Raw genomic sequence first — 13,345 nt, 5'->3', positions numbered from 1 at the left:
GAACCGCAACCGGCTTTCGCCGATGCGGCTTGAACGCCTCGCCATATCAGCGCCGCTTTGGCGTTCGATAGGCACTTCTGTGAAGCCGGATGTCCTGCCGTAGCCGCCTTGCTGGTTTCCTAGAGCAATTCCAGAAAAAGTGTGTAACGGTTTTCCTGGGAAAAGCGCATAGCGCTTTCGGGATTGCATAATACAGGTGGCGCAGGGCAGCCCAATTCCGAGAACAGTGTGCCGTGGGGTGGGACGATGACTCGATTTTCTAGCCCGGTTTCGGCGCTGGTCATCTGTATGAACGAGGCCGACATGATCGGCGAATGCCTGGAGAGCGTCGACTTCTGCGCCGAGATCATCGTCGTCGATTCAGGCTCGACGGACAGCACTCTGGACGTCGTCAATGCGTTCATCGCCAAGGGCTACCCGATAAGGCTGTTTCACAATGATTGGCCGGGCTTTCCTCGTCAGCGGCAATTCGCGCTCGATCAGGCCACCCAACCGTGGTGCCTTTCGATTGAAGCCGACGAGGCCATCGATGACGTTCTCAGGCAGTCGATCACGAGTGTGACGCAGCTTGGGAATGATGCTTTCGACGGATGGTACATCAGGCGCCGCGACAAGCTGAAGGGTTATGGTTATGCGCACCGCTGGGTGCTTCACAACAGGCTGCTGCGTCTTTTCCGGCGCGACAAGGCGACCATGGACCTCAATCTGCGGGTCCATGAGTCGTTCGAGGTGCCGGGCGAAACCGGCACCATAGAAAATGGCGTGCTGCTGCATCGCCGCGAAATGACTATTGCCGAGGATCTGGCGAGAGCCAACACCTACTCCAGCCTCAAGGTCGCCACGCTGGTCGAACGAGCCAAGAAGCCTGGCCTGATAAGACTGGTGCTGTCGCCGCTTGGCAACTTCCTGAAGTTTTACCTGGCCAAGCGCTACTTCCTGTGCGGCCGGCACGGGTTCGTCTATTCGATGCTGGTGATGGTGTATTCGTTCGCCACCGAGGCCAAGCTCTATGAAGCCTGGCGGGACAACGATCGGGTATAAACCGTTAGGGCGCGCCCGAGGCGGCCCCAAGTGCAGCTATTGCGGCGAGCAGGCCGTCGAAGTCCGCGCGGTCGCACCAAGGCCGAATTGTGAAGCCCCGTCGGACAGCCGCCTGCCCGTCCACCAGCCAGCCCTGCGAGAGGCCGGCGCGTTGTCCCGCCTCCATGTCGGCCTCCTTGTCGCCGACGACCAGCGAACGCCGCAGATCGAGCCCGAGGCGCCTGGCCGCCTCCAGCAGCATGCCCGGATTGGGCTTGCGCATCGGATGATCTGCGGCCGCGAGCGGGCCGGAGCCCGCCTCGTGATAGGCGCAGGCAAGGACCATGTCGACGAACGCATTGTCGGCGCGTAGCAGTTCGAGCACGCGGCCATTGACGGCGGCGAAATCGCTCCAGCCGAAATAGCCGCGCGCGATGCCGGACTGGTTGGTGACGACGATGACGGGAATGCCGGCCCCGTTGGCGGCGGCTATCACCGCGGCTATATCCGCGCGCAGCACCATTTCGGCAGGATCATCCGGATAGCCCGTATCGATATTGATGGTGCCGTCGCGATCGAGGAACAGCGCCGGCGAGCCGGCGGCGAACACCTTTGAGCCGACCTGCTCGACCCACAGGCCCGGCTCAGCCAGCGGATAGCGGCCAGAGGTCGTGGGATCAGCCATTGCTGAGGCGCGCTTCGACCACCTCGCACAGATGATGATAAAGGCACAGATGCCCCTGCTGGATGATCGGCGTCGAGGTCGACGGAACGTTGAGCAGGATATCGGACAGAGGCTTCAGCTTGCCGCCGGTATCGCCGGTCATGCCGATCACCGTCATGTCCATCCTCCGTGCCTGTTCGGCGGCGGCGAGGATGCTCGGCGAATTGCCGCTGGTCGAGATTGCCAGAAGCACGCCGCCGGCCGCGCCATGTGCCTCGACCTGGCGCGAAAACACCGTGTCGAAGCCATAGTCGTTGCCCCAGGCGGTCAGCACCGCCGCATTGGCCGGCAGCGCGATGACATTGTAGGCCTTGCGCTCCTTGAGAAAGCGGCCGACCAGTTCGCCGGCAATGTGGATGGCGTCGCTGGCCGAGCCGCCATTGCCGGCGATGAGCAAGGCCTTCCCCGACGAAAGCGCCGTCACCACCGCGCTCGCCGCCCACTCCATCTCACCGGTCAGGTCCCGTTCGACCATGGCTGATATGGCAGCCGCCGAGCGGACAAGGTAATCGTTCAAGTCGGACATGAAACCCTCAGTTTGTGGTGCCGCCGGCGCGCAATTTGCCAATGGTGTTGGTGGTGCTTTTTCCAGCGACGAGATCGACCAGCACGACGCGTCCGCCGGCCTTCTGCACCACATCGGCGCCGACCACGGTATCGACCGTGTAATCGGCGCCCTTGACCAGTATGTCGGGCAGCAGTGCTTCGATCAGCGCCAGCGGCGTATCTTCCTCGAACACCACGACCGCGTCGACCGAGGCGAGTGCTGCCAGCACGCAGGCGCGGTCGTGCTGGTCGTTGACCGGCCGGCCGGCGCCCTTCAGGCGCCGCACCGAGGCATCGCTGTTGAGGCCGAGCACCAGCCGGTCGCACTGGCTTCGCGCCGCGTGCAGCAAGCTGACATGGCCGGCATGCAGGATGTCGAAGCAACCATTGGTGAAGCCGACGCTCAGGCCCTCTTCCTTCCACGCCGCCACCATGCGGGCGGCCGATGTGGCGTCGAGGATGGCGTCCTTGTGGGCGGTCGGCCCATGTGAACGGAACAGCGCACCGGTGAGTTCCTCGACCGTCAGCCGCGCTGTGCCGCGTTTTCCCACAACGACGCCACCAGCGGCATTGGCGATCGAAGCGGCCATGACCGTATCGGCGCCTACGGCCAGCGCCAGCGCGAAGCTCGCGATCACCGTATCGCCGGCGCCCGAAACGTCGAACACTTCGCGCGCCTGGGTGGCGATGTGGCGCGCCTCGTCGGGGCCGACCACGCTCATGCCCTTTTCGCTGCGCGTCGCAACGACGAAATCGAAACCATGTGCCGAAATCAGCTGGCGCGCGGCAGCCACGATCTCGTCATCGGCGAACACCGCATGGCCGACGGCCTCGCCGAGTTCCTTGCGGTTGGGGGTGATGGCGGTCGCCCCGGCATAGCGCCCGTAATCGCGGCCCTTCGGGTCGACCAGCACCGGCTTTCCAGCCTCGCGGCAGATGGCGATCAAGTCGCTGGCGACGCCATCGAGCAGGATGCCTTTTCCGTAATCGGACAGGATGACGATGTCGGCGTGCGCCAGCGCGGCGCGAAAATGCCGGATCAGGCCGGCTCGCTCCGCGGCGCCGAGCGGCTTGATCTCCTCTTCATCGAAACGCAGCACCTGCTGGTTGAGCGCGCTGAAGCGGCTTTTGCACGATGTCATGCGACCACGCTCCTGCGCGAGGCCCGCCGTATCGGCGCCAAGTTCCCGCAGCATCCGCACCAGACTGTCGCCCGCCAGATCGGCGCCGATTACGGAAACGGGGACAGCGGCAGCGCCGAGCGAAACGATGTTGGCCACGACATTGCCGGCGCCGCCCATGGTCGAGGTCTCGCCGCGCCCATGCAGCACCGGGATCGGCGCTTCCGGCGAGATCCGCTCGATGACGCCGTTGACGAAACGATCGAGGATGAAGTCGCCGACCACCAGCACGGTGGCCTGGCCGAACCGCGCAATGGCGCGGTGCAATGGTTCTGGAGAAGGCGGATTGTGCTTGATCATGTCACTGGCAACGCGAGGGTAAGGCAAATCTCAATCGTGATGAAAATTGTCAATTTACGGGCCGGATCGTTCATGCCTGCCGATATACCGCAAATCCACGCAGCGCAACGTCAGGACATGACCCGCGACTGTCCGATGCGTCAGCTCTTCTGCAGGGCAACATGGACGCCCAGCCCGACCAGCACCGCCCCTCCCGCCCGCTGCATCAGCCGCTGGGCGCGGCTCGAACGCCGCAGGCGGCCGATCACGGCACCCGCCAGGAACACGCAGACGATATCGGCCGAGGAGAACATCAGATTGACTATCGTGCCGAGCACGACGAACTGCAGCCAGACCGGAAACGCCGCCGAGGCGTCGATGAATTGCGGCAGGAACGCCATGAAGAAGATCGCTGTCTTCGGATTGAGCACCTCGACGGTGATGCTCTCGAAAAAGGCGCGCCGCGCCGATTTGCGCTCGATCGCGGGCAGCGCCGCATCGCCGTCCGCGCGCTTGCGAAACAGCGAGATGCCAAGCCAGATCAGATAGAGCGCACCGACCAGCTTGACCGCCAGGTAGAGCGTCGGCACGGCATGAAACAGCACCGACAGCCCGGCGGCCGCGGCGAAAACATGCACGTAGCCGCCCAGATGAATGCCCAGCGCCGCCGTCAGGCCGGACCAGCGGCCGCGCGCCATCGTCTGCGCGGCGGCATAGAGCATGGCCGGGCCTGGAATGTAGGCGAAGATCGCCGTGGTGGCGAAAAACGCGATGAGCAGTTCGGTCGATGGCATTTTTGGTCCCTCACGATCGTGCTCTGCCCTGTCGATTCAGTCCGCGCGGGATTGCTTTGGACTGACCCGTGCGGACAACCGCAGTAAAAGCGAACATAATTTTCTTGTGAAATGACGGGCTGAACGCGCCAATTCGGCACCCGGCTCGAAATAGGCCGACGCTTCCAGGATATCATGATTGTACTCGTCGACCATGACCCAAAGGGGCATAGGATCGAGGCCCGCACGGTGGCGTTCAATTTCCGGGATGCTGACGGCAACGCGATCACGGCCCGGCTGTGTGGAAGTGATTGCAAGTATGAAGAGGTTGGTACCCCCGGCTTTCCCAGGAAGGACAGCCACAAAGGCCACAGGCCGTGACTTCCGGCCTTCGGTCTCGCCGTCTCCGTGTTGGCGATGCCAAAGATATGGATATCGCCAGACGTCCGCAGCAGCGGGTTTAATCACGGTCCAATTCCGCGGCGTACTCCTCGAGCATCTCGACATGTTCGGTCGGGGCGTCCTTCGCAGCGTAGACGCGGCGGCTGTCGTTGCCGAAGCGCGCTTCGTAGGCCTCGATGCTCATCAGGACGTATCTCGGCTTGTTGTGGCGAGTGATGGAGACCGGCTGCTGGCTGGCAGCTGCAAGCACATCTCCAAGATTCTGTTTCAGATCGGTCGACGGATAGTTTTTCATGGGATACCCTGTTTTGTCCATAATAGACAAAATGGACAAAACAGACAAGCGCATAAAATGGCAGGACAGGCGCATGCACCTGGCTTTGTCGACAGCCCGGCTAGCCTCCCCTATAAGGACCGGAATCGCAAAGCAACCAGAGGTCCTTCATGATCATCGTCACGGGCGGCGCCGGCATGATCGGCTCCAACATCGTCGCCGCGCTGAATGCCGAAGGGCATGACGACATCCTCGTCGTCGACGACCTTACCGACGGTCACAAGATCGTCAATCTTGCCGATCTCAAGATCGCCGACTATCTCGACAAGGACGATTTCCTGCCCCGCATGGAGGCCGGCTCGCTCGGCCGCATCGAGGCCGTGTTCCACCAGGGCGCCTGCTCGACCACCACCGAGTGGAACGGCAAATTCATGATGGAGGTGAATTACGCCTTCTCGAAACGGTTGCTGCATGCAAGCCAGACTTTGCGCGTGCCTTTCCTTTATGCCTCCTCGGCTTCCGTCTATGGCGGCGGCTCGGAGTTCCTCGAGGATCCCGCGTTGGAACGGCCGCTCAACGTATACGCCTATTCCAAGAAGCTGTTCGACGACCATGTCAGGCGAACCGTGTTCGCCGGGCAGGCCGACCATTCACAGGTCGTGGGCTTGCGCTACTTCAACGTCTATGGCCCGCGCGAAGCGCACAAGGGCGCCATGGCCTCCGTCGCCTTCCATCTGTTCAACCAGGTCGAGCGAGGCGAGAACCCGAAACTGTTCGGCGCCTATGACGGGTTCGGACCCGGCGAACAAAGCCGTGACTTCATCCATGTCGGCGATGTCGCCGACGTCAATCTGTGGCTGTGGAAACGGGGCTCAAGCGGCATCTTCAATTGCGGCACCGGCCGTGCCCAGCCCTTCCGCGCCATCGCCGAAACGGTGATCGACACGTTGGGTAAAGGGGAGATTGAATTCATCCCCTTTCCCGACCATCTCAAGGGCAGCTACCAGAGCTTTACGCAAGCTGATATGTCCCGTTTGCGCGCGGCCGGTTACAATGGCCAATTCCGGACAGTGGAAACCGGTGTCAGAGACTATGTCGAATGGCTGAAAGCCCAACGATCCTCGTGATCGGCCCACGCTGGGTGGGCGACATGGTGATGGCGCAGTGCCTGTTTTCGGCGCTGAAGGAGTTGCATCCCAACGCCGCCATCGATGTGCTGGCGCCGGCCTGGGCAGCACCCCTGGTCAAGCGCATGCCCGAAATCCGCCAGCAGATCGACTTTCCGCTCAAACCCGGCGCGCTCGAATTCACCCATCGCCGCCGCTTCGGCCGCCTGCTGCGCGGCCGCTACGACATGGCCTATATCCTGCCGGGCAGCTGGAAGTCGGCGCTGATTCCGTTCTTTGCCCGCATTCCGCGCCGTGTCGGCAATCTGCGCGAGATGCGCTACGGCCTGCTGACCGACATCGTGCCATTGCCCGACAGCATCAAACGACGCACCGCGCAGGCCTATTTCGGCCTTGCCCAGGGCGGCAGTTTCCGGGCGCCCCGGCTTAGCGTGGACACGAAAAACCAGGTCGACCTGCTCGGCCGTTTCGGGCTGGCGCCGCAGAAATTCGTGGCCCTGATGCCCGGCGCGGAATTCGGCCCTGCCAAGCGCTGGCCCAGCGAAAGCTATGCCGGGCTTGCCAGCGGCTTCATGGGCAAAGGCTTGAAGGTTGCGCTGTTCGGCTCGAAGAACGACCGCGACGTGACGGCGGAGATCGCAGCCCTGGCCCCCGGCGTCGTCGACCTCGCCGGACAGACGCGGCTGGAGGACGCCATCGACCTGATATCCGCCGCCAGGCTGGCTGTGTCCAACGACAGCGGACTGATGCATGTCGCGGCCGCCGTCGGCACGCCGATCGTCGCCATCTACGGCTCGACCTCGCCCGAAAACACGCCACCGCTGGCGGAGCGCCGCGAGCTGGTCTGGCTCGGCCTGTCGTGCTCGCCCTGCCACCGGAAGGTCTGTCCGCTCGGCCACCTCAACTGCCTGAAGACGCTGGAAGTCGGCCAGGTCGCGGCAGCGGCGGACCGGCTGCTGGAAATTCCGGCCGCGGCATGAAGGTGCTGATCGTCAAGACGTCGTCGATGGGCGATGTCATCCACACCTTTCCGGCGGTCGAGGATGCCCGTCGCCACCGCCCGGACCTGACCTTCGACTGGTGCGTCGAAGAGGCATTCGCCGGAATCGTCGCGCTTCACCCGGCGATCGACAAGATTCATACGGTGGCGATCCGGCGCTGGCGCAAGGCGCTGCTTGACGGCGCCACCTGGCGCGAGGCGGCCGCCCTGCGCCGCACCTTGCGCAATTGCCGCTACGATCTGGTCATCGACGCGCAAGGCCTGCTGAAATCGGCCCTGGTGGCAAGACAGGCGGGCTCACCCATTGCCGGCTTCGACCGTTCGAGCGCGCGCGAACCCTCGGCGACGCTGTTCTACGATGCCACGTATGCCGTCCCGCGCGATCTCCACGCCATCGAACGGACGCGGCGGTTGTTTGGCCTGGCGCTCGCCTATCAGCCCGATCTTTCGACGCTGGACTCCGGCATCGTGCCGCCCGCCGGCACCCTGGCGGGCACTTCTGGAAAAACCGCCTTCCTGCTGCACGGAACCAGCCGCGAAGACAAGAAATGGCCGGCCGAAGACTGGATCGGAACCGCCCGCCTCCTGATTGAGCGGGGGATGACGCCGGTCACGACCTGGTCGAACGAGCGTGAGAAAACCGTGGCCGAGGCAATCGCAGGCGCCGTGCCGTCAACGATCGTGGTACCGAAATCGCCGCTGTCCGAAATCGCCGCGACTATCGGCGGCTCGACGCTGGTTATCGGCGCCGACACCGGGCTGACCCATCTTGCCAGTGCCTTTGGCCTGCCGACGGTCGCAATTTTCCTGGCAACAGAGCCGGGTCTGACCGGCCCGCGCGGACGCTACGCATCGACACTGCTGGCCTCGCATGGGGGGCGTGTTGTGCCGGTGCAGGTAGTGGCGGAAGCAGAAAAGCTATTGGCACTTAAACTACAAGCGCCGGCATAGGACCTTTCAGAATTCGCTCTGGCGAGTCGAATAGCGTGGTTCTTCGAGAACCGGAGCGGCGCGTACTTAAAGTACGTGAGCACCGGAAGCGCAGAAAACCGCCCGCGCATGCCCCCGAAAATCGTAATTGATTTTCGGAAAGGGATCATGCGCTAACTGAAAATCCTACAGCGTCCTTTGCGCGTCCGAGAGGACGCGCGGCGCTGTAGTCGGCCGCCAGAGTAGAATTATCAAAGGTCCTAGATGAACTGCACCTGGACGATCTCATACCCCCTGGCGCCGCCAGGCGCGTTGACCTCGATGGCATCGCCGACTTCCTTGCCGATGAGCGCACGCGCGATCGGCGAGGAGATCGAGATGCGGCCGGACTTCACGTCCGCCTCCTGGTCGCCGACGATCCGGTAGGTCTTCTTTTCCTCGGTGTCCTCGTCGACCAGCACCACGGTGGCGCCGAACTTGATCTTGTCGCCGCTGAGCTTGCTGACGTCGATCACCTCGGCGCGCGCAATATAATCTTCAAGCTCGTTGACGCGGCCCTCGTTGAGGCTCTGGGCCTCTTTGGCGGCATGATATTCGGCATTTTCGGACAGGTCGCCATGCGAGCGCGCTTCGGAGATCGCCTCGATGATGCGCGGCCGCTCTTCCTGCTGGCGCCAGCGCAGTTCTTCCTTCAATGACGCGAACCCCTCGCCTGTCATCGGGACCTTGTTCATGATGCCTGCCTTTCCTGCTGCCACCCCCGCGTATCGGGGAAAGCCTTGTCGATGGGTACAAAAAGAAAACGGGTCCGGCAGCCTCGAGCTTACGGAACCGTTTCACCGCAATTTCCCTGAATATAGCAATGTCAGCGGGTTTTTCACGCCCAAAAATCGGTTTTGCTAAAATCATCCCCGTTTTCATCAGTCGGGGGCGATGAATGAGACCGGGGGCAACAAAAAACGGCCGCGATCGCTCGCGGCCGCTTGGAAGAGCCCTGGGATCTTTTCAGCTTCTCATGAAATGGTCGATCTGCTCGGCCAGCATGCCATATTCACGCGAACCCTTGCCGGTCCGCTTCTCGATTTCCATCAACTGCTGCTGGGCGCCGGCCAGATCGCCGATCTGCAGATGCGCTTCGCCGAGATATTCGCGCACCAGCGTGTAGTTCGGATCGATGCGCAGCGCTTCCTCGTAATAGCCGAGGCCGACGGTGACGCGGCCGGAATGGCGGTGCGAATAGCCGAGATAGTTGAGGATGCGCGGATCCTGCTTGTTGGCGGCGAGGCTGAGCACGGCAATCGCCTCGTCATAGCGCCCGGCCATCGCCAGCGCGTGGCCTGCATCATAGATGCTGTCGTCGTCGAGCATGCCTTCCTGGGGCGCGACGCACTTTTTCTTCTTCTTGTCCCAGACCTGGCCCTTCTTGCACTGGGTGACGGTTTCGTCACCGCCGCTGCCGCCGCTGCCGGCGGCGTACACGGGAACAGCGAGGAACTGCAGCGCGAGAAGCGCGGTCGCAGCCTGGATCAGCATTCTTTTATGCATCGAAACCTCCTGGAGGGGTGAGAATGCAATACTAACGCCGGTCGGCTTGCGTTTCATCCCGGAAAAATGCGGGCGGGAGAACATCAGGTGACGGATGCCGCAAATCCGCTATCATCCGGCAAACGACCTGAGGGAGACGGCCCTTGCAGCGGCGGCTTGAAAAGGACTGGGAGCTTTCGATCGGCCCCGACACGGTGCGCCTGTTCATCCTCAAGGCCAAGGCACTGAGTGCGGCCGTCAATGAAGACTATGCCGATGGCGCCGAGCACGAGGTCGAACTCGACGGCGAGTCCCATGTCAACCATCACCATGACGGCCTTGCCGAGGAAAGCTCCGAGAACCTGACCGAAGAAGAGCTGCGCGAGCTGATCAACGACCTCAATGTCGACGAAGCAGCCGAGCTGATCGCGTTGGCCTGGGTCGGTCGCGGCGACTACGACGCCACCGAATGGGCGGACGCGCTGGCCGCCGCGCGCGAACGCGCCAACAAGCGCACCGCGAAATACCTGCTTGGCATGCCGCTGCTCGCCGACTGGCTGGAGGAAGGGCTGGAAGCGATCGGTGCGTAACGGAGCGGTTACCGTTCGTGATGCGGCCAAGGCAACCACCTTGCGTCGGCGCCGTTGAGGGCGATGGGGTCGATCGTCTTTTCCCGAATATGCAGGATTGCGTTGACCGTGGCCGTCACGGCCTTGCTGGTGATGCCGGTCGAGGCGAGACATCGCCATCGGCATCATAAGCCCCCGACGCCGCGGGTCGAGCAGCCGCTGACACCACGAGCCGACCAGCCCCTGAAACCAAGGGGCGGAAAGCGTTTGAAACCACGGCGCCACCGGCAGGTCACGCCAAAGCAGACACAGCAGAAAACGCAGGCATCGCTGCCCTCGCCTGCCGATGTTCCCGTGCCCGAACCCGGCACTCCGATAACCCAACCCGGCATTCCGGTGCCCGAACCACGCCCGGCGGACGCACCAAAGGCTGAAGCTTCAAAGATCGAGGAGCAAAAGCGCGTAGGGCCGAAGGCCGCGGAAGCGCCCGACCGTTTCAAGGAAGAAAAATCCCACCAGGAAAAGCAGGCACGTCCCGAGCCATTGGCTCCGGAGCCATCAACCGGGGAAAACGAGCCGGAGCCGCCGGACGTCGCGCCAACGCCGACACGAAAGCCTGACATTGCAGAACCCGAGGCCCAGCCGCCAACCGTCGCCCCGCAGCCACCGCAAAAGCCGGCGGACGCGGACGAGGAGAAGATGCTGCCCGATCCGCGCTCGGCCGACGTGCCAGATGAAAAAATGCCGGCCGAGGAAGTCGCATGCCGCGAACGGCTAAAGACGCTCGGCGTCGAATTCGAAGAGCACAAGGCGGAAAGCCAGCCCGAAATCGGCTGTTCGATTCCCTACCCCATCGTGCTGAAGACCCTTGGAAAGTCGATCGCGATTGCCCCCGGAACCGAGCTCAACTGCAAGATGGCCGAGGCGACGGCGCATTTTGCCGCCGATGTCATCCAGCCGGCGGCAAAGGCCGAATTCGGTGCGGACCTGAAATCGATCGGCCAGGCATCGGCTTTTGTCTGCCGGCCACGCAACGGCACACGAAAACTGTCGGAACACGCGTTCGGCAACGCGCTCGACATCGCCAGCTTCACGCTGTCGGACGGCAAGAAGATCGAGGTCGGCCCGGCGCCGCCGGAGAAAGACGCCAAATTCCTCAACAATGTTCGCAAGGCCGCCTGCGGACCCTTCAAGACGGTGCTCGGCCCAGGCGCCGACGCCGATCATTCCCTGCATTTCCATCTCGATCTCGAACCGCGCCGTCATGGCGGAACGTTCTGCCAGTGATCATGGCTGATCCAGGCCGCGTGCCGCAATTCGGCCGCAGGCATGAACGCGGACGCTGAGTTTTCCTTTACCCTTGATCGTTAAAATGCCGGATATCCATCAACGGGATTCCGCCAATGGCCGGCAAATTTCGGGCCGTGTTTTTCGCCACCGCGCGCCAGTCAAAATATGCAGCAATGCTGACCGCCGGTCTGGCGCTGGCGGCGCTTTCCGCCTGCAACACCGGCAGTGTGCTGTCGCTGCAGCCGGCCGTCGACGTCGGCGCGCAGACGGCTGCCGTGCCGCAATATGCCGGCATGCAGAAGCTTGTCCCTTCCAATCCGTACATGACGCAGGCCGCTTATCCGCGCATGGACGAGCCGATGTCGCCCGTCGAGCAGATGCCGGCCAGCGAAACCGACTGCCGTCAGCAATTGAAGCGCCTCGATGTCGCCTACACCGACCTGGCGCCGATCCATGAAGGCCAGTGCGGCATCGATTATCCGGTCAAGGTCTCGGCCATCGGCAACATCCAGATGAAACCCGCCGCAACCCTGACCTGCGACATGGCAGCTACCTTTGCCGGCTGGACGAAGAACGAACTCGTTCCCTCCGCCCGCTGGCGTTATTTCTCCGGCGTCAAGACCATACACCAGGGCTCCAGCTATTCCTGCCGCCGGATTGCCGGCGAAGGCGTCCTGTCCGAACACGGCAAGGGCAATGCGCTCGACGTCATGAGCATCGAGCTCAACAATGGCGACGACATCGACGTGCGCAAGCCCGGCCTGTTCGCCTTCCGCACCCGTGGCTTCCTCAACAATGTGCGCGCCGACGGCTGCCAGTACTTCACCACCGTGCTCGGCCCCGGCTACAATTACGACCACCGCAACCATTTTCATTTCGACATCAAGAACCGCAAGAACGGTTATCGCGCCTGCCGTTAGATCGGTGCCGGGTATCCTTTGCCTGAATGCCATGACAACGCCTAATGTGATGCCGGAACATTTGAGCGGCATTCATGAGTCAACGAAGCGTTCGGCGACGCATTATGATCTGGACGGCGACCTTGTTGGCCGCGTATCTGGCGCTCGCCTATTTCGCCGCACCGGAATTCTGGACGTTCCGCGATCGAGGTTTTCGCACGCATCGCTTCGAGATGCTGACGCACACGCCGCAAGGCATTCCGGGCGACCCGATCAATGTCGGCCTTGTCGGCACGCAGAAGGAGGTGGTCCACGCCTTTGCCGTCGCCGGCTGGGACACCGCCGACGCCGTCACCCTGAAGACCGCGATCGAGATCGGTGAAAGCGTGCTGTTCGACCACCCCTATCCCGATGCGCCGGTCAGCAGGCTGCTGTTCGATGGCCGTGCCCAGGATCTCGCCTTCGAAAAGCCGGAGGGCATCAGCGCCGACCGACGGCATCATGTCCGCTTCTGGCAGACCGATGCAAGCGGCGACGATGGCCGGCCGCTGTGGCTGGGCTCGGCCAGCTTCGATCGCGGCGTCGGCTTCAGCCACGACACCGGCGCCGTCACCCACCATATCGGCCCCGACATCGACGCCGAGCGCGATTTCCTGATGCGCGACCTGGCCACTGCCGGCATGCTGCTCTCGACCAGCGACATATCGGGCGTCGGCGCCACCAAGGCGGGACGCAATGGCGGCGGCGATCCCTATTTCACGGACGGCGAGGCAATTGTCGGCGTGTTGAAGCAGTTGCCATGACATC

At 62.9% G+C, this 13,345-nt stretch carries 15 protein-coding genes; 8 read left to right on the top strand and 7 right to left on the bottom strand.

Going from position 1 to position 13,345, the window contains the following annotated elements; genetic code table 11:
- Positions 1-246 precede the first annotated feature (246 nt).
- Entirely contained in the window at positions 247-1,041 is a 795-nt protein-coding gene (locus RPF88_RS00510) for a glycosyltransferase family 2 protein (RefSeq protein WP_027162109.1), read from the top strand.
- Between the two features lie 4 nt (positions 1,042-1,045).
- Here the strand turns inward: RPF88_RS00510 and RPF88_RS00505 are convergent, their stop codons facing one another.
- From RPF88_RS00505 to RPF88_RS00485, 5 genes are all read right to left on the bottom strand, one after another.
- Positions 1,046-1,705: an HAD family hydrolase gene (locus tag RPF88_RS00505; protein ID WP_337121389.1), complete on the bottom strand. Its 660-nt coding sequence runs from the start codon at positions 1,703-1,705 to the stop codon at positions 1,046-1,048.
- Positions 1,698-2,270: a D-sedoheptulose-7-phosphate isomerase gene (locus tag RPF88_RS00500; RefSeq protein ID WP_337121387.1), complete on the bottom strand. Its 573-nt coding sequence runs from the start codon at positions 2,268-2,270 to the stop codon at positions 1,698-1,700. Before RPF88_RS00500 ends, RPF88_RS00505 begins: the two co-directional genes overlap by 8 nt.
- A 7-nt stretch (positions 2,271-2,277) precedes the next feature.
- The gene (gene rfaE1, locus RPF88_RS00495) at positions 2,278-3,771 is read right to left on the bottom strand and encodes a D-glycero-beta-D-manno-heptose-7-phosphate kinase (RefSeq protein ID WP_337123833.1); all 1,494 of its coding nucleotides are present in this window, start codon (positions 3,769-3,771) and stop codon (positions 2,278-2,280) included.
- Between the two features lie 140 nt (positions 3,772-3,911).
- Complete coding sequence (locus RPF88_RS00490; RefSeq protein ID WP_024504155.1) at positions 3,912-4,544, bottom strand: LysE family translocator; 633 nt, start codon at positions 4,542-4,544, stop codon at positions 3,912-3,914.
- Positions 4,545-4,983: 439 nt separating this feature from the next.
- Positions 4,984-5,220 (bottom strand): type II toxin-antitoxin system Phd/YefM family antitoxin, encoded by a 237-nt coding sequence (locus RPF88_RS00485; protein ID WP_024504156.1) that lies wholly within the window; start codon positions 5,218-5,220, stop codon positions 4,984-4,986.
- A gap of 149 nt (positions 5,221-5,369) precedes the next feature.
- Here RPF88_RS00485 and rfaD point away from each other — a divergent pair, with 149 nt between their 5' ends.
- The 3 genes from rfaD to waaC are packed head-to-tail and all read left to right on the top strand — an operon-like array spanning position 5,370 to position 8,277.
- On the top strand, positions 5,370-6,326 hold the full coding sequence (rfaD, locus tag RPF88_RS00480) for an ADP-glyceromanno-heptose 6-epimerase (RefSeq protein ID WP_337121385.1): 957 nt from the start codon (positions 5,370-5,372) through the stop codon (positions 6,324-6,326).
- Positions 6,299-7,306 carry a lipopolysaccharide heptosyltransferase II gene (waaF, locus tag RPF88_RS00475; RefSeq protein WP_337121384.1) on the top strand — a complete coding sequence of 336 codons (1,008 nt, stop codon included), beginning with the start codon at positions 6,299-6,301 and terminating at the stop codon, positions 7,304-7,306. Before rfaD ends, waaF begins: the two co-directional genes overlap by 28 nt.
- A complete protein-coding gene (gene waaC, locus RPF88_RS00470) occupies positions 7,303-8,277 on the top strand; it encodes a lipopolysaccharide heptosyltransferase I (protein ID WP_337121383.1) in 975 nt (324 codons plus the stop codon). The genes waaF and waaC overlap by 4 nt, the downstream gene beginning before the upstream one ends.
- Positions 8,278-8,516: 239 nt before the next feature.
- Here the strand turns inward: waaC and greA are convergent, their stop codons facing one another.
- Both greA and RPF88_RS00460 read right to left on the bottom strand, forming a co-directional pair.
- Positions 8,517-8,990, bottom strand: coding sequence for a transcription elongation factor GreA (gene greA, locus RPF88_RS00465; RefSeq protein ID WP_013530066.1), 474 nt, complete (start codon positions 8,988-8,990; stop codon positions 8,517-8,519).
- Between the two features lie 271 nt (positions 8,991-9,261).
- Positions 9,262-9,801: a tetratricopeptide repeat protein gene (locus tag RPF88_RS00460; RefSeq protein WP_013530065.1), complete on the bottom strand. Its 540-nt coding sequence runs from the start codon at positions 9,799-9,801 to the stop codon at positions 9,262-9,264.
- A 143-nt stretch (positions 9,802-9,944) separates the two neighbouring features.
- Here RPF88_RS00460 and RPF88_RS00455 point away from each other — a divergent pair, with 143 nt between their 5' ends.
- From RPF88_RS00455 to RPF88_RS00440, 4 genes are all read left to right on the top strand, one after another.
- Entirely contained in the window at positions 9,945-10,370 is a 426-nt protein-coding gene (locus tag RPF88_RS00455; RefSeq protein WP_013530064.1) for a DUF3775 domain-containing protein, read from the top strand.
- A gap of 132 nt (positions 10,371-10,502) precedes the next feature.
- Positions 10,503-11,636, top strand: coding sequence for an extensin family protein (locus RPF88_RS00450; RefSeq protein ID WP_337123832.1), 1,134 nt, complete (start codon positions 10,503-10,505; stop codon positions 11,634-11,636).
- Between the two features lie 116 nt (positions 11,637-11,752).
- Positions 11,753-12,559 (top strand): extensin-like domain-containing protein, encoded by an 807-nt coding sequence (locus tag RPF88_RS00445; protein WP_013530062.1) that lies wholly within the window; start codon positions 11,753-11,755, stop codon positions 12,557-12,559.
- Between the two features lie 74 nt (positions 12,560-12,633).
- A complete protein-coding gene (locus RPF88_RS00440) occupies positions 12,634-13,341 on the top strand; it encodes an LssY C-terminal domain-containing protein (protein ID WP_024504161.1) in 708 nt (235 codons plus the stop codon).
- The last annotated feature ends 4 nt before the right edge of the window (positions 13,342-13,345 follow it).

This window comes from Mesorhizobium sp. ISC11 (genome assembly GCF_037162595.1).
GTDB classification, from domain to species: Bacteria; Pseudomonadota; Alphaproteobacteria; order Rhizobiales; family Rhizobiaceae; genus Mesorhizobium; species Mesorhizobium ciceri.
Note: the sequence above shows the minus strand (reverse complement) of the source record. Positions and strands in the feature narration are given on the sequence as shown.

What these genes read in the sequence shown, in the direction of transcription:
- RPF88_RS00510 (WP_027162109.1), top strand. Translation starts at nt 247, where the DNA reads ATGACTCGATTTTCTAGCCCGGTTTCGGCGCTGGTCATCTGTATGAAC.
- rfaE1 (WP_337123833.1), bottom strand. Translation starts at nt 3,771, where the DNA reads ATGATCAAGCACAATCCGCCTTCTCCAGAACCATTGCACCGCGCCATT.
- RPF88_RS00445 (WP_013530062.1), top strand. Translation starts at nt 11,753, where the DNA reads ATGGCCGGCAAATTTCGGGCCGTGTTTTTCGCCACCGCGCGCCAGTCA.
- RPF88_RS00450 (WP_337123832.1), top strand. Translation starts at nt 10,503, where the DNA reads ATGCCGGTCGAGGCGAGACATCGCCATCGGCATCATAAGCCCCCGACG.
- greA (WP_013530066.1), bottom strand. Translation starts at nt 8,990, where the DNA reads ATGAACAAGGTCCCGATGACAGGCGAGGGGTTCGCGTCATTGAAGGAA.
- RPF88_RS00485 (WP_024504156.1), bottom strand. Translation starts at nt 5,220, where the DNA reads ATGAAAAACTATCCGTCGACCGATCTGAAACAGAATCTTGGAGATGTG.
- RPF88_RS00490 (WP_024504155.1), bottom strand. Translation starts at nt 4,544, where the DNA reads ATGCCATCGACCGAACTGCTCATCGCGTTTTTCGCCACCACGGCGATC.
- RPF88_RS00440 (WP_024504161.1), top strand. Translation starts at nt 12,634, where the DNA reads ATGAGTCAACGAAGCGTTCGGCGACGCATTATGATCTGGACGGCGACC.
- RPF88_RS00505 (WP_337121389.1), bottom strand. Translation starts at nt 1,705, where the DNA reads ATGGCTGATCCCACGACCTCTGGCCGCTATCCGCTGGCTGAGCCGGGC.
- RPF88_RS00460 (WP_013530065.1), bottom strand. Translation starts at nt 9,801, where the DNA reads ATGCATAAAAGAATGCTGATCCAGGCTGCGACCGCGCTTCTCGCGCTG.
- waaF (WP_337121384.1), top strand. Translation starts at nt 6,299, where the DNA reads ATGGCTGAAAGCCCAACGATCCTCGTGATCGGCCCACGCTGGGTGGGC.
- RPF88_RS00500 (WP_337121387.1), bottom strand. Translation starts at nt 2,270, where the DNA reads ATGTCCGACTTGAACGATTACCTTGTCCGCTCGGCGGCTGCCATATCA.
- rfaD (WP_337121385.1), top strand. Translation starts at nt 5,370, where the DNA reads ATGATCATCGTCACGGGCGGCGCCGGCATGATCGGCTCCAACATCGTC.
- waaC (WP_337121383.1), top strand. Translation starts at nt 7,303, where the DNA reads ATGAAGGTGCTGATCGTCAAGACGTCGTCGATGGGCGATGTCATCCAC.